Annotated in this window: 14 protein-coding genes and 1 pseudogene; 6 read left to right on the forward strand and 9 right to left on the reverse strand. The window is 54.1% G+C overall.

The window, feature by feature from the left end:
* Nucleotides 1-29: 29 nt before the first annotated feature.
* The 9 genes and pseudogenes from ACA058_RS08585 to ACA058_RS08625 form a co-directional block, all read right to left on the reverse strand.
* Entirely contained in the window at nt 30-266 is a 237-nt protein-coding gene (locus ACA058_RS08585; protein ID WP_497638693.1) for a hypothetical protein, read from the reverse strand.
* A 246-nt stretch (nt 267-512) separates the two neighbouring features.
* Complete coding sequence (locus ACA058_RS08590; RefSeq protein WP_497638694.1) at nt 513-1,316, reverse strand: 2OG-Fe(II) oxygenase; 804 nt, start codon at nt 1,314-1,316, stop codon at nt 513-515.
* 83 nt (nt 1,317-1,399) lie between these two features.
* The gene (locus tag ACA058_RS08595) at nt 1,400-2,206 is read right to left on the reverse strand and encodes a glycosyltransferase (RefSeq protein ID WP_497638695.1); all 807 of its coding nucleotides are present in this window, start codon (nt 2,204-2,206) and stop codon (nt 1,400-1,402) included.
* Nucleotides 2,207-2,937: 731 nt separating this feature from the next.
* Nucleotides 2,938-3,558: a recombinase family protein gene (locus ACA058_RS08600; RefSeq protein WP_497638696.1), complete on the reverse strand. Its 621-nt coding sequence runs from the start codon at nt 3,556-3,558 to the stop codon at nt 2,938-2,940.
* A 2,273-nt stretch (nt 3,559-5,831) separates the two neighbouring features.
* Nucleotides 5,832-6,602, reverse strand: a complete 771-nt coding sequence (locus tag ACA058_RS08605; RefSeq protein WP_497638697.1) for a hypothetical protein — start codon at nt 6,600-6,602, stop codon at nt 5,832-5,834.
* 121 nt (nt 6,603-6,723) lie between these two features.
* Nucleotides 6,724-7,629 (reverse strand): hypothetical protein, encoded by a 906-nt coding sequence (locus ACA058_RS08610; RefSeq protein ID WP_497638698.1) that lies wholly within the window; start codon nt 7,627-7,629, stop codon nt 6,724-6,726.
* 322 nt (nt 7,630-7,951) lie between these two features.
* Nucleotides 7,952-8,374 carry a hypothetical protein gene (locus ACA058_RS08615; protein ID WP_497638699.1) on the reverse strand — a complete coding sequence of 141 codons (423 nt, stop codon included), beginning with the start codon at nt 8,372-8,374 and terminating at the stop codon, nt 7,952-7,954.
* Between the two features lie 1,025 nt (nt 8,375-9,399).
* Complete coding sequence (locus ACA058_RS08620; protein ID WP_497638700.1) at nt 9,400-10,695, reverse strand: site-specific integrase; 1,296 nt, start codon at nt 10,693-10,695, stop codon at nt 9,400-9,402.
* Between the two features lie 350 nt (nt 10,696-11,045).
* Nucleotides 11,046-11,339, reverse strand: a pseudogene (locus ACA058_RS08625) (helix-turn-helix domain-containing protein); the annotation flags it as partial.
* 302 nt (nt 11,340-11,641) lie between these two features.
* Here ACA058_RS08625 and ACA058_RS08630 point away from each other — a divergent pair.
* The 6 genes from ACA058_RS08630 (at nt 11,642) to ACA058_RS08655 (ending at nt 19,442) form a co-directional block, all read left to right on the forward strand.
* On the forward strand, nt 11,642-13,378 hold the full coding sequence (locus ACA058_RS08630; protein ID WP_497638701.1) for a putative bifunctional diguanylate cyclase/phosphodiesterase: 1,737 nt from the start codon (nt 11,642-11,644) through the stop codon (nt 13,376-13,378).
* A gap of 236 nt (nt 13,379-13,614) precedes the next feature.
* Nucleotides 13,615-15,705, forward strand: coding sequence for a DNA polymerase III subunit gamma/tau (gene dnaX / locus ACA058_RS08635; RefSeq protein ID WP_497638702.1), 2,091 nt, complete (start codon nt 13,615-13,617; stop codon nt 15,703-15,705).
* Nucleotides 15,706-15,771: 66 nt separating this feature from the next.
* A complete protein-coding gene (locus tag ACA058_RS08640; protein ID WP_007933349.1) occupies nt 15,772-16,110 on the forward strand; it encodes a YbaB/EbfC family nucleoid-associated protein in 339 nt (112 codons plus the stop codon).
* A 260-nt stretch (nt 16,111-16,370) separates the two neighbouring features.
* Nucleotides 16,371-17,408 carry an NADPH-dependent curcumin/dihydrocurcumin reductase gene (curA, locus tag ACA058_RS08645; protein ID WP_497638703.1) on the forward strand — a complete coding sequence of 346 codons (1,038 nt, stop codon included), beginning with the start codon at nt 16,371-16,373 and terminating at the stop codon, nt 17,406-17,408.
* A gap of 75 nt (nt 17,409-17,483) precedes the next feature.
* Entirely contained in the window at nt 17,484-18,086 is a 603-nt protein-coding gene (gene recR / locus ACA058_RS08650) for a recombination mediator RecR (RefSeq protein ID WP_497638704.1), read from the forward strand.
* A 207-nt stretch (nt 18,087-18,293) separates the two neighbouring features.
* The gene (locus ACA058_RS08655) at nt 18,294-19,442 is read left to right on the forward strand and encodes an acyl-CoA dehydrogenase family protein (protein WP_497638705.1); all 1,149 of its coding nucleotides are present in this window, start codon (nt 18,294-18,296) and stop codon (nt 19,440-19,442) included.
* The last annotated feature ends 83 nt before the right edge of the window (nt 19,443-19,525 follow it).

Here is a 19,525-nt window from a genome sequence, read left to right on the forward strand (position 1 = left end):
TCGCTTACCTTAGGCTCATCGTCAAGCCCTCAAAGGTGTTTTTTCTCTTCCTTGTCTAGATGACGATCTTCTTTATGTTGTTCTTTTTCCAGTTTTTTTGCTTCTTCATCGACGTCTTTTGCATCGCGATCAACATCTTTGTCGACGTCTCTAACACCATCCCTGACATCATTGGCAACATCCCCTTCGGCAACGACGATGGCCGAATGAGAAATCAGACCTGTGATCAAAAGAAACGCTACAAAAATCAATCTGTTGGCTCGCATTGGAAAACTCCCGTTGTCGTTAACACTCTCGGCGGTGATCCGGCAAAACCATTACTCATTTTATTTCGGTACCAGGCACGAAAAGTTTGGACCTCGACGAGCGTTGCATATCGTTTCACTGGCACCCCTCCGAGACGGTTACGAAGGGCTGACTAAGCGAAAGGCCGGCATTAGAGGAAAGCTTAGCTGCCATTTTCCATCACTCCATCCGATGGCTGCTTATGGCCGATTGCTGCCTCTGGCAGTTCAGTTTTTCTTCTTGATTAGTTTGCTCATGTAATATTTTAGGCTTAAACGATCTTTGGGCCTTGGTTTGTAGTGGGTTTTGTTTCTTTGTGTGGGATCGAGCGCTATGGTTCCTGCGGTGTAGTAATAAAGTGCTATAGACCTACGGGTGATGTGCTCTGGAGTCGTTAAAGGCTCTGGGTGTCCATGATTGCTGTCTTTGTCTGTGTTGAAAATGACACAGCGATTGTAAATGGGCAGAACTTTTTTAAGGCAGGTCTTCATGTTGACATCCCAAAGTTCCAGGTTGCCGCCGTATTCCTCTCGCCAGTCTTCATTCAGATAAATTATGATATTCAGTCTACGCTCAACATTAAGCTTTTTGTTGAGCCTGAAGTCCGAGTGTACCCCCAGGAAACCACCACTTTTCGTTTCATGCAGACCGCCACCGGTAAAGTAGGGGTCGGGTATCAAGCCTTCGATGCCTGTGAGCTTTTCAAGAAACTGCAACATGGGAGCCGAGTTGAAGACGTTGAAAATAGTTTTCAAATAGGGGGCGCATTCGTTGGGGCTGATTTGACGTTTTCGTTGACCTTTATAGCCGCGCTCGTAGAGCATTTCGTTGTTGGTTGGCTCAATTGGGAAGTGCGAGCAGATACTCGCAATTAGGTCTTCGTGTAAGAAGTTATCGATGACAATGTGCGGAAATGGCGTAGCCTGAATGTAGCGACTGGCCAATGAGTCACCAAATGCGCTGGCGGCGTTTTGGTCGAAATCAAGCTCCGGGGAGAGGGTGATAGGTAGTGCTTGACTAATGGGTGCCATTACCGTTCCATTAACTTAATATAAAGACTTATGGGTGACTTCAGGCAGAGTTGAACGCACTGCTCGTTGCGTGTATTTGTAGCTTAACTTTTGCTGTCCTTGTTCAGGCGCTTAAGGATGTTGTTGTACATTTTGGTTCGTCTATGAGTCTTTTCATAGCCGCCAGCCGCTGCGACCGTACCGGCCTGAATGTGATCCAAATAGCTGAAAATTTTACGCGGCGATAACATTTCAATGACATAGCCAAGCTCGGTCATGCGGTCTTGGAGAGTATAGCCTGGCACGCGATCATCCATCGAAAAATGCATGTTGTGCTGTTTGATAAGTTTGCAGTTCCACAATGTGCAGAAACTCTTCAAGTAGACTTCTCTGTACGGTTTTGGTTCTCTGGAACGTAATCCCATGGAGATTTTCAGATGTCTGAAATGATGTTTGAATAGTCGTGAGCTAAAGCGCCAAAGAGTTCTCGTGGCACCACGGTTTATTTGTTCAACACAACCGACGGCTACGACTTTTTGATTTTTCAAGCATTTATTTAGCATCATAGGAAAAACATTTTTATCGAAAACAAATGTGTCAGTGTGCATTAGGAATAAATAATCAGTTTCAATTCGTTCCAAAACCAGGTCAAGTGCTTTGCCATGCGCGATATGGCCCGGTTCTGGTTCAGAAACAGAACGCTCGATTAAATTGATCCAGTCAAGAGTTCGTAAATATTCAGTGCTTTCATCGGCGGAGTAGTTGTCAACCACCCATATGGGGACGCTGTTGCTGCCCACATGCTGGTGCAATAAGTCTAAGCATATCTTGGTAATTTCTGGTGTTTTGTAATTGACTATAACTATGCTGAAGGCTTTAGGGCTTTCGGCCAGAAAACTAGTGTTGTTCATCGTTCCAGCGCTCAATGTTATTGTATTTAATTGTAGAAATAATTGAGTATACCGCTTTTCTTGTTTTTCCGTTCAAAATCTTGCGTGGCGATAGAACACAATTTGTTACGCCGCTTTGTCATTGATAATAACTATAGCTTACTCAGACCTGATGGAGAGCAGTAGATGCAGATTTCATCGTATAAGGGTCTGCTCTATAGGTAAATATCCGTGATTTAATTCGTTATATCAGAAGGCTGGTTAGGCGAGCGTCCTGGGAAGGTGTGAACTGAGCTTGCGTAAGGCATTCAGGTAATTTGTCACGTTATGTGGTGTGCCAATACCTATAGAGCCTTCCCAAACAGGGCGTCACGAGCCGCGTACATGTGCCGGTTGAGCGTGCGGGGATGCACGCGATTCATTTTTAGGGGGGGGCGACCACATCGGTGAATGGAGTCTCGGTTATAGACACAAGCAGGGTCTGCTCTTGGCCGTTCTCTGTCGGTCATAAGCCACTCCTTGAGTTCCGCTGATAGCCAAATTTTTATAATTGGCACTGGCCCCTGGCCGTGTATTGCCCGTGAATCTGTGGCGGAAATATCAACGAGGTAATGGCAGTACGGCAGATTCTCGCACGGGTGGGTCGAGGTTAAGAGCCATTCCCGTGCCATCTCGCTGTGAGCGGCTACAAATTCAAAATATCACGGGTACAAAAAACCGCCCGTAGGCGGCTGATGTCACGCTGGAGGAGCTTACAGAGTCAGCTCCCGCTTGATGCGGTACACGGTTGCAATTCCCACGTCGGCAATCTTGGCAATTTCTTCCACGGTATTGCCGTTTCGCTTAAGCAAGCCCGCTACTTTGTCCCACTTCGCTTGATTACGACCCTTACCCGCTGGCTTCCACTCAGGCTCTGCCGCACGCTTGTTCTCCAAACCTTGCCTAATCCGCTGTACTCGCTTCTCCTGATCAAGGCGGGCCATGGTCGCCATTAGGTCGAGCAACATACTGTTGATTACTTCCATGATTTGGCCGGTGATACCCTTGTCCTCAACCATCATATGACTGGTGGGCAGATCGGCTACAACCAGGCGAAGGCCCTTGGCCTTTATGGTTGCCTTGAGAGTGTCCCAGTCGGTTTGAGAGAGGCGACTCAGCCGGTCTACTGACTCTACCAGTAGCACTTCACCCTTCTCGGCAGTACTTAGCAGCCGCATCAGTTCAGGGCGGTTGAGTTTGGTGCCGCTGATGTTCTCGGCGTACACACCGGTTATGTGTAAACCCTTGTCAGCAGCGAACGATTCCAGTGCGACTTTCGCACGGTGGGCATCCTGATCCTTGGTTGATGCACGCAGGTAAAGATGAGTATTCATGGCCTACTATCCTTTGCTCTCGGTATCGATAGATCAATGATAATTGAATCATATGGCTATCCGCAATAGTCATTTGATAGCGGTTTTTAGGGTGTTGCTGGGCTACCAGACTTGTCTACTACTTTGATAGGGCTGGAGGTGCGACGGCTGGATTCATGAAGAGCTAGGAGATCGGCTGCGACGATGACGCAGAACTGAGGCTGCTTATCTCGACGAACGACTTACAAGAAGAATCTCGCGGGTCGCAGTCAGTACATTGAGCTGAATAACTGCTCTGAGTTTTTCGCTTCGCACTCAGCCTCAGCTTCCATTCGTGTTGGGAATGACGCGGGTAGTCGACACTTTTCCTTGTTGTCGTAGATGTTGTAGCCGCAAGGCGCCATGCTGGAGTAGAAACGGGAACCAATACGTACTGACCCCGTTTCCTTTGGTATCCCTGGAACGACAACAAATCTCGATGCCATTTCATCACCTTTATGCTGATCGTCGCCATATGGTTTAGCGGCAAATGGCCAGCACATCAAACCTTCTGCTAGCGGAATCGACGGATGGTTGGTTGGCTGCTGGGGACATGATTCTCAAGTGAATCATCTTTTCCTGAGCGGTTTTTCTCACATTTACTGTGTGAGAGCCCGACGCAAAACTGCGTTCAGTGGATTCGTTGCACGAAAAGAGAGACTGGCTTAGCACCTGTAGTGGCAACGCACTACAAACAGGGGAGTTGACGTGCCACAAGCGGATCGCCCCCTGTAGCCGACGCCTCGGCGAGTTAGATATCGGGGTGGTCGCTTATTAGTTACCTGCACATTTGCAGCTGTATAGGGCGGGAACACGTTGTTGCACTCGTCGATGTAAGTGAGAGCTTCAAGCACCCGCATCTTATTCTTCGTCATTCTCATTCTTAGACCTTATTGACAAGTAGCGGGGGCTCACCCTCGGTTCTATGCAGTCTGCGACAGTGGCTCTGCCGCAATTGGTAGGAGCACCAGGTACGCCGCCGGATGGTGCTGCACTACTCACCTACGCTTAAGAGAGTTGTTGTAGCGCCTTAGGGCAAGTTAGGGGACGGACAAAAAAACACAAGCTTTTGATCTCAACTGTGCAGGTGTGTGGTGACTGACAATCATGGATTATCTGGCCTCTAAGTCTATGGTCTCCAATACCTTTACCTGTGCCCTCATGGCACGAATAACAACTGTACATAGCACAAGGGGGAAGATGGGGATTAACCCATCCCCTGATCTTGCTTTGATTTGTACAAGGGGAACAGGTGTCTATAGGCATAAAATAATTCTCTGTGACCATAGTCACCGCTAATCCTCCTGCATTGATTAACCGTGGCTCACGCCACAAGGCATATCAGCAAGGTTAGAACAAGATCAAGAGCTGGGGGGCTTCTTGCCCCCTCTCTTCTGTTCTGTATAGAGTTGTTATCCAATGCCTATCGGCATGTTGCATGCCTATAAGTAGTAATACTGCCTGCCGGCGAGTTGGTAAATGAAGTGGGCAGAGCAAAGCCCCATAAACCTTCGACTTCGACACTAAATCTGTATTCCGTGACGGTAACGTCACGAGGTCATCTCTCTTATGTCTCTCGGCATGGTTAACATCAAGATCAAGATCAAGATCAAGATCAAGATCAAGAGCAGGGTGGTGGCTGAGCCCCCTATCCGTACTGAATAGAATTGTTATCTTGCCTCACGGCGTACATGTAATTGGTGGGGCAGGGGCAGACAAGCCCCACATGCTTTTGATCTGAACCGTGCAGGTAGTTGGTGACTGACAGTCACGGATATCAGCCCTTTAAGTCTAGACTCTCCAGGATTATCCTCTGTGCCTTGGGCACCAATAACAACTGTACATGCTCTAAGGGGAGGATGGGGGTAAACCCATCCCCTGATCTTGCTTTGAATTGTGCAAGGGGAAATGGTGCCATAGGCACAGACTAATTCCCTGTGACCATAGTCACTGGTAATCCTTCAATGATTTATTAATTGTGGCGTATGCGCCACAGAATAAGAGCCTCTACAGTATTCTGCACAGTTAAAGGCAAGATCAAGATCAAAAGCGGGGAGGGGCTTTTTGCCCCCTCTCTCCCCTTTGCTATATAGATTTATAACTCGTGCCTCAGGCACAGTTTATAATGCTGTAGCGTAGATACTAAAACTTAACTATATATAGATGATAATCTCAAAGCTTACGCTTTGGAGCGAGAGCTCACTCACCTGTGCTAGGCACGTCGAGTTTCACTCTCTTATTATATCCTGCCGTAATTAAAATGGCGCAGCTTGATGGGCGTCGAGATAGTCGTCTTCCTCTAAATCGAACTCTTCTCCCCACTCACTGGGGGCTAGCACCTTGGCCTCCAGTCGCCGCTGCTCATCTGGATTATGGTCTAGATGGCGCTCAATGCAACCTAGTGCTACCCGTCCAGCGGCGGCAAGGTATCGGACGTAGCGTTCACCGACCGGCTCTAAATCGTGGTTGCGAAAGGCTGGGTCGCGAGCAATCGTATCGGTGGAAATCACTTTCATCGTAAGGACTTTACGTAGATACCCAGGTTTAATGTTCAGCTTGCCATTGCTACTTTCAACGGCAATATACATACCTGCCATAATAGCTTGCTCGATCCAATGGGCACTCTCTGCAATAGCAACTTTGATTATCGCCGAATGCGGGTTCAAGCGAACCTTGGGCTTAGGCCCGCGTCTCGGCTTGGCGTGGGAAATCGTGACGGTAGTGATTGGCTGTGCCGGTACTGGATCGCCAGAATCCGCGTATACCACGCTACTGTCGTTAACGGTCGTAAGGTGCAGATGCTGGCGAGGTTTATACGCCGCTCGTGGAATGCCGCATTGCTGCTGTATAGGTATGGGGTCGGGAGCGAATGGTGAGCCAATGTATTCACCGTATATCTCACCACTTACCTTATTAACCCGATAATTCCCAATGTTAGCGGTTCGGCAACTGAGGGGGGTGGCTGGGTAAGATTCGATGCCACTATCGGTGTCGTGATTCATTTTCAAAGCAAGTTGTTGCGACATGGTGTTTCTCTTCGTTATTTAAGTTCGTTTCATGGATAAGCCCTCAATTGGTTTCCGGTAGATCATTGCCGGAAACGCATAAACCCATATCGCAGACGACAAAAATTCGCTCTGCTCAGTTTCAACGCAATGAATCGAACAGGCTATTTGCAGACACCGGAGGCCGATCGATTTGTCCCAAATCCATAATACGAACGTACAAGTATGATTCATCGATTTCGAGCATCCCATAAAAAACATAATAGTGGCCAAGCTCTGATGTTCTCCAGCCCCGCTGCTCAAATATACGAGGGTCACAGATTCCGGCTAAATGATGCCTGCCCTCTGAGAAATTCAAAAAAACATCATGCGGTCCTGAGTTAACTGATTTCGGCTGACCGAAAAAAAGAAAGCTCTTTCCTATATAGCGGTGAAGATCCTTTAGAATCTTTTCGATTGATATTATCAAGTCACCTAGGCGTGTCGTCTCCTGATCTGAAAATTGTACGTTTTTATCCAGAGATGTTTGAGCATGCATCACTAAACTTCGAACAGTGCGAAACTTACCCACATGGAACAGACTTCCATCTGCGTCAAACACGAGTTCATCCTCTTGCCCATCTCTTGCAGTCCGACCTTGAACGACGCGTTTAGACTTTGAGACTTGCTCGTCTTCTTCATTCTCGGCTATGTCGTCGTCCAAAGTTTTCCATCCCGCAAAAGCGACGAGGTTTATGGCTTTTTTCTCTACGCTGTTACCGTCTACGCCTGCACTGTAACCAGGTTTTCGGTGCGGACAACCAACATCGTCAAAACCACGAATGTGAGCATAGAATGCATGTACGTTATCTTTCCGCTTGGCTTTCTTGCGTGGTGTGCGGCTGCACATGACCCCACAACCGAGGCAGTAAATTGATCGATGATGCTTATCGTCCAAATAAAGGTCTGGAGGTATTCGTACTGCACTAGTCAGCAGGAAAGGGTCAACCTTAGCTGGCCGCCCTTCCAAAGGAAAATGTGCAACGCACGGGATCGAAACCTGCGACATACAGCTCCTTGTGGCGCCGCTATGAACGCCGTTTTGGTAGTTAGAATAAACGCCGACATAAACTCAATATGCTTGTTAGATATATGTGTTCTAGCGGCCTGGTTAATTGTTAACTAACTTATCTTATTATGGGCGCCGCAATACGCTGCCAGAGCTTTGGATCTCCGGTTGGAAGTGTGTGAGGTCTTAAAAAACGCTCTGGCAGCTTTTGATGAAGCTTTTCGTTTAGGGTGTTCGTGAAATTGGTTGTCTGAGCTTGACAATCATTATGAGCTAGTTGGGTGGTTAACGAGGTTTCTAAGATTGTTGGTGTTGGATGATTTTAATCATCATCTGAGATGTTTTCTTTTTCTTGGTCTACCAGTTCCTTCCATTTGGTCATCCGGTATTTACGATAGTCTAGTAGGGCTGGCAGCGTGGGTTTAACCTGAGGGTAGTGAGTGGAAAATGCTTTTAGAAACTCAATGTCGGAATGACCCGCAGTTACCGAAAAATACTCAGCATGTTCATCGTAGTCATGTGTTACGCCTCGTACTTCTCCGCTGGCCGTGACCTGAAGATAATATTCTGGAGGGGTAATAAAGTCGTCACAATCCTTATTGGTAGGAGGCATTAGGTTGATGTCAATTACGAAAGCCCACTCAATTGGGTTGAGCTCTCCATGTTCAGGGTTGATGAATGGTAGGTTGTCATAGAAGAAGTGGTCTTTGAGGTTTGCTGTGGGGAATGGTGTTTTATCTTTCATACGGTAATACCTGTCAGGCTCTCACAAAGCTTGTGCTTGGAATGAGAGGGTTAATGGGTTTTAAAGACGTATATTAGACGGCTTGCTAAATGTGTGGGCGTATAGGCACTGCTTGGCCTTGGGTGATTTTACCATTGTTGGCATAGATCTTTGGGTTGTTAGAATTGGCGTTATTTTTAGTTCGTGATAAGAAGGTGCCTGTGCTCCTGATAGTCGAATAAAAATTCTCGATCATAGTTTGATTTTTGCCGTGTGGATGTCTTCGAAGTCGGTGTAGTGAAACCGGGATTTATCGGTCTGTCAAATTTTTTTTTCGTTGGTTTTGTTGGTGTGTTGGTTTTTCGTGAGTCATTTTTTGGGCAAGTGTTTTAGTTTTTTGATAGTGCGATTGGGGCAAGTGTTTCAGTTTTTTGATAGTGCGATTTTGGTAAGTGCTTTAGTTTTTTGATAGTGCGATTTGGGTAAGGGCTTTAGTTTTTCGTTAGTGTGATTGGGGTAAGTGTATTGGTTTTCGTTGATGAGTGTCTTTTTAAAGTATTAGTTTTATGTGTCTAATCCGTATATCAGTATTCTTTGTACATGGTTAATGGGTGTGATAGCACTAAGTGCCTGACACCAGAATCCCGCAGATCGTCGATGCTAATTTGTGGAGCTGCGGAGCTGTGGAGCTGTGGAGCTGTGGAGCTGTGGGGCTGTGGAACTGTGGAGCATTTGTTTTAAGTCTGAAATGCCTTGTTTCGTCTTGTGGTGATCGATCCTCTTCAATAGTGAGTAACCCAGCTTCCCCAGCACGGATTCCAGTCCGGCGAACAGTCGATCTTCTCCGGTACTCCTGACTGTCTTGGCATGTTGCAACAGCCCCAAGTCGATCAGGGCAAAGTGCAGGAAAAAAATGTATCGACTGCTGGAGATTTTTAGGTCCCGCCGTGGCGACCCTCCAAATCTGAGGGCATCTTCGTTGCTCGCGTCTTCCTCCATTTTCACTACCGCAACCAACCCATATTTGGGCTGGTTGGCAGGCAGACTTACAGCGTGATCTGCGACATGGCTTCCGCCATTGCCTTCAATGGACTGCGGCTGCCGTAAATGCTGAACGTCACCGCACCGTCTTCATGCCCGGCGATTCGTTTGATCAGCGAATCCTGCACCCCGGCGTCCCGTAAATCGTCGATGAGCGTGTGGCGGAAGCTATGAAACGTTTTCCTAGGGTCGGTGATGCCCTGCTTCGTCTTATACCGACCGAACCACTTCGAGGGTGCATGGCCTAGCTTCCCACGTACGGCTTCAAGGTCTGGGAACACGCGGTCTACACCGGTGCCCCTGACTGACTCAACGTGTCGCAACATGCCCAGGTCGATGAGGGCTGGGTGCAACGGAAGCACACGGCGACTGCTGGTGTTCTTGAGGTTTTGACCTTCGCGACTGTCGTCGATGCGGATGCACTGGATACCCTGTTGCTCGATGAAGTCATCCACACGCAGCTGGCACAGTTCTTCCAGCCGTGCTCCAGTGGCTCGACCCAGAATTGGCAACCAATATCGCCACGGGTGTCTGCGTGCTTCTTTATGCAGCGACTCGTGATCGAGCAGAATCGTCAGCTCGTGCCTGTCGAACGACAGCCGTGCTTCCTTGGCTGATCCCGTCATGACTTTCATGCCCACGAGCGGATTGTCCGCCACGTATCCGTTCGACTTGCACCAGTTCATGAAGGCGGAAAGTTTGCGAAGGCGGTTGTTCACGGTCACAGCAGTGATGGTTTTGTAGGTGGCGCCTGATTCAACGACCTGCTTCAGGGTCTTGCCTTCATATTCGGGGCGTAGGCCGAAGTACTGCGGGCAGCGACTCAGACGATCCTTCAGCAGTCGGGCGTGCTGGACGTCGAATGCTTCGACGGGCATATCACCCATCAGCTCGAACAAATCTCGTAATGAGCGTTCGACTTCGTGCGTGCTGACCTCACGCCATGTACCACCGCGTTTTCCTTCTTCTATATAGAGCTTCGACAAGGTGGCAAGGGTAGGGCCGTCACTGCTCCGCGTCACGGTGGCCGCTGGTGTCTTCTTAGGGGTAGTCCGGATGGTCTGGGTTGGGGTAGCGTCTCGCCACTGCGAGCACAACGCACGGAGCGTCTGGAGGTCTGTCAGGGGGTGTTCGTTCAGGTGTTTGTGCACCTGCTGAGCCAGTAAGGTCGCCAGGAACAGAGCGCTCTGCCGCTGCCGGATGTTCAGGCTCAAACGCAAAGTGTGACACTTCGGGAATAGATGCTGAGGCAGCCTGAGATTCAAGTAATAGACGGGTCCACGGCGGGTTATATAGGCCATGTTGTACACCTGTGTTGTACAGCAAAGTTGTACAGTGCTGACTACACCCCGTTTTCTGACTGCCCGTGCATCGAGTTCGCACGGTAGAAATATTGCAACCCTAAGAGCCTGAAACCCTTGCCCCATAAGGCCCGCAACGATTGCCGAGCATGCTGGCATGCCACCCGGTCAGGCCTGGAAGGGAGCAGCCGCAGCGGTGACATTGTGTGCCGGGGTGTGGCTGGTGGGGTTACCACCTTAACGAACCGCGAGACTCTCTCTCGCGTTATCTGTATCAAACCATTTTTCCTATGCTGCCTTGGCGTCTGTCCATCGCGGTTTTTTGTCGTCCGCGCGACCTGAAAAAGGAAAGGCTTGGACAAGGCCTGGTCAACCGCTGCAATCAGCTTTCCCAGATTCTTTGGGGGGCTTTATGTATGACATCGAACAGATACGCCCGCTGTTCATCCTCATCGCCAGGGTCGGCGAAGAAGGCTTTCAGCTTCACCCCCAGCACATTGGCAAACATGAACAGTGCGTCCACGCTGGGGGGATAGGTGCCGGCTCGAAGCGCTGATGGTTTTGGGGTCAAAACCGGTTCTTTCGCCAAGTTCAGCCTGAGTAAGCCCCGCGACCTTGCGGTACCGCCGGATGGCTGGACCCAAACTTGAAATGTGCGTCGCTTCAATTCACATTTAGAATCAAGAGCTTAACGATGGATTTTGCATTGGGCGACTGCATGATCCATCATCTTGCTTTGCAAAATGTGTTGCATTTCGTAGAATCGCCGCCCAAATGCGACATTGAGTGAGCTTGTTTCAGATTATGGAACGATGTGAAAAAGCCACTAACGCTCGTTCACGCAAGGCGGCGAGAGCCACTTGAAGTCTTGCAGAATATTACCAGCATCGGTGTTGCTGCCTTGAACGGGTTCCACCGCCAGCGACAGCGATAGCGAGCCTGACTCATGGATGAGAAGTACCGCAGGGCGGTGGATGCCGCCGCGATTTTTTCCGAGACCGACCTGAGCGGCCGGATTACCCACGTCAATGACCAGTTTTGCGCAGTGTCCGGCTACAGCCGTGAAGAATTGCTTGGGCAAAACCATCGCATGCTCAATTCCGGCATGCACGCCACTGACTTCTTCGTCGACATGTGGCGCACCATCGCCCTGGGTCATATCTGGAAGGGCGAGATCTGCAATCGTGCCAAAGATGGCAGCCTGTATTGGGTCGAAAGCACCATGGTGCCGGTGATCGATACCGCTACCGGGCGGGTTGAGCGGTATCTGTCGATTCGCTTCGACATCAGCGAAAAACGTCAACTCCTGCATTCACTGCAATGGCGGGTTGGCCATGACGTGCTCACCGGGCTGCCCAATCGTGCATTTCTTTCGGATCTGCTCGATCAGGCGCTGGAGTTCTCCCGGCAGGAGAGCATTCCGTTGGCGGTGTGCATGCTCGATCTCGACGGCTTCAAGGCGGTCAATGATGGCTACGGGCATGCCACTGGCGATCTGTTGCTGGTGGAGGTGGCCAGGCGCCTGCGCAACACTGTGCGTGGCGAGGATGTGGTCGCGCGGCTGGCCGGCGACGAGTTCGTCCTGGTATTGCGCTACGTACATGACCTGCCGCAACTGCGGGCCGCGCTGAACCGGGTGCTGGGGGCAATATCGGCACCGTACTCGCTGCATGGCAAGGACATCAATGTGTTTGCCAGCATTGGCGTCACGCTCTTCCCTTACGATAACGAAGATGCCGGGACCCTGCTGCGACATGCCGATCAGGCCATGTACGTGGCCAAGCAGAGTGGTCGCAAGCGCTACCATTTGTTCGACGTGACCCGCGACCGCGAGGTCAAGGCCACTCACGAGACGGTCGAGCGCGTCCGCCAGGCGCTGGTTGCCGGCGAATTGCGCCTGCAGTTCCAGCCCAAGGTCAACATGCGTCGTGGCCGGGTCGTCGGCTTCGAGGCAGTGCTGCGCTGGGAGCACCCGCAAAACGGCCTGGTGCCCGCCCGGGATTTCTTGCCCCAGGTGGAAGAGACGGACCTGATCATCGATATCGGTGAATGGGTACTGGACCGGGTGTTGGCACAGCTGGATCAATGGCGGCAAGCCGGGCATGACTGGCCGGTGAGCATTAATATTGCGGCGCGGCATTTTCAGCGGGCGGACTTCGTCGAGCGCCTCAAAAGCCTGTTGGCGCGGCACGTGCTAGTCGCCCCGCAGCGGCTTGACCTGGAAATCGTCGAGTCGGTCGCGATCGAGAACATCCAGCATGTCAGTGCCTGTCTGCAGGCTTGCCAGGCGCTGGGGGTGCAGTTTTCGCTGGGGGATTTCGGCACCGGCTACTCATCCCTGAGTTACCTCAAGCGCCTGCGCACCCAGACCATCAAGATCGACAAGTCCTTTGTGCGCGACATTCTTCACGACGGCGATGACCTGGCATTGACCACGGCCGTGATCGGCCTGGCCCGGGCATTTGGCCGCCAGGTGATCGCCGAGGGGCTGGAAAGTATCGAGCACGGCGAGTTGCTGTTGCACCTGGGTTGCGAGGTGGCCCAGGGGGATTTCATTGCGCAGCCGATGCCCGCCGCCGACGTGCCGGGCTGGGTTACGGGTTTTGTCGCGCCAGCGCAATGGCGGGTGGCGGATAGCACCGTCCTCGGTCATGGCCTGGCTTCAGCCTTGCCGCCAACGTAAAGGTGAATGATGTCATCGATCTCCCCTGACATCTTCATGCAAACGGCGCGTCAGCCGCCGCGCCGTCTGATCAACAGCAGTGCCCCCAAGGCGAGCCGCATAAACGCTCCGCTATCTTTGACGCAAAAAGCCCGCAAAATGCAGCTTAGCCAGATTAGACGAGCGCACCGGATGCAATTTGTGCCTTGCTCCGCTAGCATTAGCCGCTTCTGCTTCCTTCGCTGCGACGGTTTTCGATGAGTTATCAGGTTCTTGCACGTAAATGGCGTCCGCGCTCGTTCCGCGAAATGGTCGGCCAGACCCATGTGCTCAAGGCTCTGATCAATGCCTTGGACAGCCAGCGGCTGCACCATGCGTACCTGTTTACCGGTACGCGCGGGGTCGGCAAGACCACCATCGCGCGGATCATCGCCAAATGCCTGAACTGTGAAACAGGTATCACGTCAACGCCCTGTGGCGAGTGTTCGGTGTGCCGCGAGATCGATGAAGGCCGCTTCGTCGACCTGATCGAGATCGACGCCGCCAGCCGCACCAAGGTCGAAGACACCCGCGAGCTGCTCGACAACGTGCAGTACGCCCCCAGCCGCGGGCGCTTCAAGGTCTACCTGATCGACGAAGTGCACATGCTCTCCACCCATTCTTTCAATGCGCTGTTGAAAACCCTCGAAGAGCCGCCACCCTACGTCAAGTTCATCCTGGCCACCACTGATCCGCAGAAACTTCCTGCAACGATTCTTTCGCGTTGCCTGCAGTTCTCCCTGAAGAACATGACCCCGGAACGGGTCGTCGAGCATTTGACCCATGTGCTGGGCGTCGAGAACGTGCCGTTCGAAGACGACGCGCTGTGGTTGCTCGGTCGCGCCGCCGACGGTTCGATGCGCGATGCCATGAGTCTCACCGACCAGGCGATCGCCTTCGGTGAGGGCAAGGTCATGGCCGCTGACGTGCGGGCGATGCTCGGCACCCTTGATCACGGCCAGGTCTATGACGTCCTGCATGCGCTGATCGAAGGCGACGCCAAGGCCTTGCTCGAAGCGGTCCGCCACCTGGCCGAACAGGGCCCGGACTGGAGCGGCGTGCTCTCGGAAATCCTCAATGTGCTGCACCGGGTCGCCATTGCCCAGGCCTTGCCTGAGGGCGTCGACAACGGTCATGGCGACCGTGACCGGGTGCTGGCCCTGGCCCAGGCCTTGCCGGCCGAAGACGTGCAGTTCTATTACCAGATGGGCCTGATCGGCCGCCGCGACCTACCGCTGGCGCCGGATCCCCGTGGCGGCTTTGAAATGGTGCTGTTGCGCATGCTTGCGTTCCGGCCCGCCGACACCGCGGACGCGCCAAGGCAACCGCTAAAGCCAGTGGGGATCAGCCAGGCCACGGTTGATTCCGCCAAATCAGTGGCTGCCACGCCGGTCGTTGCGCCGGTCGTCGCTGCGGCCGTTGCACCTGTTGCGGCAGTGGCTCCGGCACCTGCGCCGGTTGCCCCTATCGTTGTACCTGTACCTGTACCTGTACCTGTACCTGAGCCTGTGCCAGAGCCGGTGGCTCGGGCGGTCGTGGTCGAAGAAGTGGTCGACCTGCCGTGGAATGATCCGGTCGAGGCAGAAGCCGTTCAACAGCCAGCCGTCGAGCCGATGCTGGAAACCGCCAGCGAGCAGCCCGAGTTGCCGCCCATGCCGTTGCCGACCCCGGACAGCGTGGTGCCGGACGCACCGGAGTGGGCCGCCGCGCCCATTCCGGAACCGACGGTGGCCGAAGTCGATGCCGCCACCCCGGGCGTGGACCTGGATGACGAGCCGCCGCTGGACGAGGATTACATCGAGCCAGACATGGACTCGGCCTACAGCTACCTCGACGAGTTGGCCAGCGAGCACGCCGCCGAGCCTGCCGCAGAACCCGAGCCTGAGCCCGCCGCAGCGCCCGCCACGGGCCTGGCCCTGCAATGGCTGGAGCTGTTCCCGAATTTGCCGATCTCCGGCATGACCGGTAGCATCGCCGCCAACTGCACGCTGATCGCGGTCGATGGCGACAACTGGTTGTTGCACCTGGACCCGGCCCACAGCGCCTTGTTCAACGCAACTCAACAGCGTCGCCTCAACGAAGCGTTGAACCAGTATCACGGGCGTACCCTGACCCTGACCATGGAGCTGATCAAGCCCGAGCAGGAAACCCCGGCCCAGGCGGCGTCACGTCGGCGTGCCGACCGTCAGCGCGAGGCCGAGGAGTCGATCCACGGTGATCCGTTCATCCAGCAAATGATGCAGCAGTTCGGTGCGGTGGTCCGTAACGATACTATTGAACCTGTCGAGGCCCTGGTCAGTCAGGGCTAATAACTGAAGGCGCTCGCCCGCACGGGCCGGGCGCCGTTTAATCCAAGTACTTTTGAGGTGATTCCCATGATGAAAGGTGGCATGGCCGGCCTGATGAAGCAGGCGCAGCAGATGCAGGAAAAAATGGCCAAGATGCAGGAAGAGCTGGCCAACGCCGAAGTCACCGGTAAAGCCGGTGGCGACATGGTCACCGTGGTCATGACCGGTCGTCACGACGTCAAGCGCGTGACCATCGACCCAAGCCTGGTCGAAGGCCTGAGCGAAGATGACAAGGAAATGCTCGAAGCGGTGTTCGCCGCGGCCGTCAACGACGCCGTGCGCAAGATCGAAGCCAACAGCCAGGATAAAATGGGCAGCATGACCGCTGGCATGCAACTGCCACCGGGCATGAAACTGCCATTCTGATTCGCCTTCAGGCGTTGGATGAGCAACAAAAAATGCCAGGCATCGCGCCTGGCATTTTTGTTTCTGCCTGTTGGCAATGGGGTGTTTGTGATTCCGTCTTCGCGAGCAGGCTCGCTCCCACAGTGACCGGATTCCAATGTGGGAGCGAGCCTGCTCGCGAAGAAGGCCACTCGGTCGTATGGTAGAAACATCGAACGCGCAATCGCCTCAACGGTCTGCTCCCTATACCGCCGAATTCATCGATCAAAGGAGACGCTGACATGTCTGACCCCATGACCCTCAACCAACGTATCGTCCTTGCCTCGCGCCCCGTCGGCGCACCGACGCCGGAGAATTTCCGTCTGGAAAGGGTCGCGCTACCCGATCTGGCCGAGGGTCAGGTGCTGCTCAAGACCCTTTATCTGTCGCTGGACCCCTACATGCGCGGGCGCATGAGTGACGCGCCGTCCTACGCCGCGCCGGTTGAAATCGGCGATGTGATGACCGGTGGTGCTGTCAGCCGAGTCGAGCGCTCGCTCCATCCCAAGTTCCATGAAGGTGATCTGGTGGTCGGCGCCACGGGGTGGCAGAGCCACAGCATCAACGACGGTCGCAGCATCATTCCGGTACCGTCGGGGCTGCCCAGCCCCTCCATGGCTCTGGGTGTGCTGGGCATGCCGGGCATGACCGCCTACATGGGGTTGATGGACATCGGCCAGCCAAAAGAAGGCGAGACCCTGGTGGTCGCGGCGGCATCCGGTGCTGTGGGTTCGGTGGTGGGCCAGGTGGCGAAGATCAAGGGCTTGCGAGTAGTGGGCGTGGCTGGCGGCGCGGACAAGTGCCGTTACGTGGTTGAAGAGCTCGGCTTTGATGCCTGCATCGACCACAAGAGCCCGGACTTCGTCGACGAGCTGGCGAAGGCGTGCCCCAAGGGCATCGATATCTACTACGAAAACGTCGGCGGCAAGGTGTTCGACGCCGTGGTGCCGCTGCTCAACCCCAAGGCACGGATTCCGCTCTGTGGCCTGATTGCTTCCTACAACGCCAGCGAAGCGCCGAGTGGCCCGGATCGCCTGCCGCTGTTGCAGCGCACGCTGCTGACCAAGCGGGTTCGGATTCAGGGCTTTATCGTGTTCGACGATTACGGTGACCGTCAGCCGGAATTCATCAGCGCGATGGCGCCGTGGGTGCGTGATGGCAAGGTGAAGTTTCGCGAAGACGTGGTCGAAGGCCTGGAGCAAGCGCCCGAGGCGTTCATCGGTCTGCTGGAAGGCCGCAACTTTGGCAAACTGGTGGTACGGGTCGCGCGCAACGACTAATTGACGCTGTCATTTGACGCTTGATAGAGGCGCGGGTATAAACCGCGTCTCGTTGTTTTCGTCGGACTTTTCCCCATGAGCTTCAGCCCTTTGATTCGCCAACTGATCGACGCCCTGCGAGTTTTGCCAGGCGTGGGTCAGAAAACCGCCCAGCGCATGGCGTTGCAGTTGCTCGAGCGTGATCGCAGTGGCGGCTCGCGCCTGGCACTGGCCCTGAGCCAGGCCATGGATGGGGTCGGTCACTGTCGTCAGTGCCGCACGCTGACCGAAGACGACCTCTGCCCGCAATGCGCCGATACCCGCCGCGACGACACCTTGTTGTGCGTGGTAGAGGGGCCGATGGATGTCTACGCCGTGGAGCAGACCGGTTTTCGTGGCCGCTACTTCGTGCTCAAGGGGCATCTTTCGCCGCTCGACGGGCTGGGGCCGGAGGCTATCGGCATTCCGCAATTGATGACGCGGATCGAGGAGGCGGGCACGTTCACTGAAGTCATCCTCGCCACCAACCCGACGGTGGAAGGTGAAGCTACCGCGCACTACATTGCCCAGTTGCTCAGCAACAAGGGCCTGATCGCCTCGCGCATAGCCCATGGCGTTCCGTTGGGTGGCGAGCTGGAGTTGGTGGATGGCGGGACGCTGGCGCATTCGTTTGCGGGGCGTAAGCCGATTTCTCTCTAGTCCTGTAGCGTCTTTACGGACGCCATCGCGAGCAAGCTTTGCTCCTACAGGTTTTGGGTTTGACGCCTATATCCGGCACAACCCGGTACTGTAGGAGCAAAGCTTGCTCGCGATGCAGGCGCCTCGGTGTTTCTGATTAACACAATGGGATTGAAAACCAACCAAGCGCTCGGTTAACTTCGCTGAACCCTTCAGTGGAGTTCGCCGATGCCTGCCTTTGAGGAATACTTCGACCCCAGCCACCAAATGGTCCGCGACAGCGTCAGACGTTTCGTCGAGCGCGAGATTCTGCCGGGTATCGACCAGTGGGAAGAAGCCGAAAGCTTTCCCCGCGAGCTCTACCTCAAGGCCGGTGCGGCGGGGATTCTTGGCATTGGGTATCCGCAAAGCCTGGGCGGTAGCCACGAAGGGGATCTATTCGCCAAGATCGCCGCCAGCGAAGAGTTGATGCGCTGTGGCTCGGGTGGCTTGGTGGCGGGGCTGGGGTCGCTGGACATCGGCCTGCCGCCGATTCTCAAGTGGGCCAGCCCTTGCGTCCGGGATCGGGTCGTGCCGTCCGTGTTGGCCGGGGAAAAGATCAGCGCCCTGGCCGTCACCGAGCCCGGCGGCGGTTCCGACGTCGCCAACCTGCAAACCCGCGCCGTGCGTGACGGTGATTTCTACCGGGTTAGCGGCAGCAAAACCTTCATCACCAGCGGCGTGCGCGCGGACTACTACACCGTCGCGGTGCGCACGGGCGAGCCGGGTTTCGCCGGCATCAGCCTGTTGTTGATCGAGAAGGGCACACCCGGTTTCACCGTGGGGCGGCAGTTGAAGAAAATGGGCTGGTGGGCGTCGGATACTGCCGAATTGTTCTTCGATGATTGCCGAGTGCCTGTAGGAAATCTGATCGGCAGCGAAAACATGGGCTTCGCCTGCATCATGGGCAACTTCCAGAACGAACGCCTGGCCCTGGCATTGATGGCCAACATGACCTCGCAGCTGGCGCTGGAGGAAAGCCTCAAATGGGCGCGCGAGCGTGAAGCCTTTGGTAAACCGATCGACAAGTTCCAGGTGATCAAGCATCGCCTGGCGGACATGGCCACGGCACTCGAAGTCTCACGGGAATTCACCTACCGGCAGGCGGCGAAAATGGCGGCGGGCAAGAGCGTGATCAAGGAGATTTCCATGGCCAAGAATTTTGCCACGGACACGGCGGACCGGATCACCCACGATGCCGTGCAGATACTCGGTGGCCTGGGTTACATGCGCGAGAGTCTGGTCGAGCGGCTGTACCGGGATAACCGGATTCTGTCGATTGGCGGGGGGACGCGGGAAGTGATGAACGAGATTATCAGCAAGCAGATGGGGCTTTGAGTTTTGCTGTGTGGCGACTGACGCCATCGCTGGCAGGCCAGCTCCCACAGGGATCTGAAGTGTACACAAATCCTGTGCACGAC

This window comes from Pseudomonas sp. LBUM1649, from assembly GCF_059716155.1.

Bases quoted from the DNA above. Each gene is read 5' to 3' on its own strand.
- ACA058_RS08655 (WP_497638705.1), top strand. From the start codon at position 18,294: ATGCCTGCCTTTGAGGAATACTTCGACCCCAGCCACCAAATGGTCCGC.
- ACA058_RS08610 (WP_497638698.1), bottom strand. From the start codon at position 7,629: ATGTCGCAGGTTTCGATCCCGTGCGTTGCACATTTTCCTTTGGAAGGG.
- ACA058_RS08615 (WP_497638699.1), bottom strand. From the start codon at position 8,374: ATGAAAGATAAAACACCATTCCCCACAGCAAACCTCAAAGACCACTTC.
- ACA058_RS08595 (WP_497638695.1), bottom strand. From the start codon at position 2,206: ATGAACAACACTAGTTTTCTGGCCGAAAGCCCTAAAGCCTTCAGCATA.
- ACA058_RS08585 (WP_497638693.1), bottom strand. From the start codon at position 266: ATGCGAGCCAACAGATTGATTTTTGTAGCGTTTCTTTTGATCACAGGT.
- ACA058_RS08605 (WP_497638697.1), bottom strand. From the start codon at position 6,602: ATGTCGCAACAACTTGCTTTGAAAATGAATCACGACACCGATAGTGGC.
- ACA058_RS08600 (WP_497638696.1), bottom strand. From the start codon at position 3,558: ATGAATACTCATCTTTACCTGCGTGCATCAACCAAGGATCAGGATGCC.
- ACA058_RS08620 (WP_497638700.1), bottom strand. From the start codon at position 10,695: ATGGCCTATATAACCCGCCGTGGACCCGTCTATTACTTGAATCTCAGG.
- dnaX (WP_497638702.1), top strand. From the start codon at position 13,615: ATGAGTTATCAGGTTCTTGCACGTAAATGGCGTCCGCGCTCGTTCCGC.
- recR (WP_497638704.1), top strand. From the start codon at position 17,484: ATGAGCTTCAGCCCTTTGATTCGCCAACTGATCGACGCCCTGCGAGTT.
- curA (WP_497638703.1), top strand. From the start codon at position 16,371: ATGTCTGACCCCATGACCCTCAACCAACGTATCGTCCTTGCCTCGCGC.
- ACA058_RS08590 (WP_497638694.1), bottom strand. From the start codon at position 1,316: ATGGCACCCATTAGTCAAGCACTACCTATCACCCTCTCCCCGGAGCTT.
- ACA058_RS08630 (WP_497638701.1), top strand. From the start codon at position 11,642: ATGGATGAGAAGTACCGCAGGGCGGTGGATGCCGCCGCGATTTTTTCC.
- ACA058_RS08640 (WP_007933349.1), top strand. From the start codon at position 15,772: ATGATGAAAGGTGGCATGGCCGGCCTGATGAAGCAGGCGCAGCAGATG.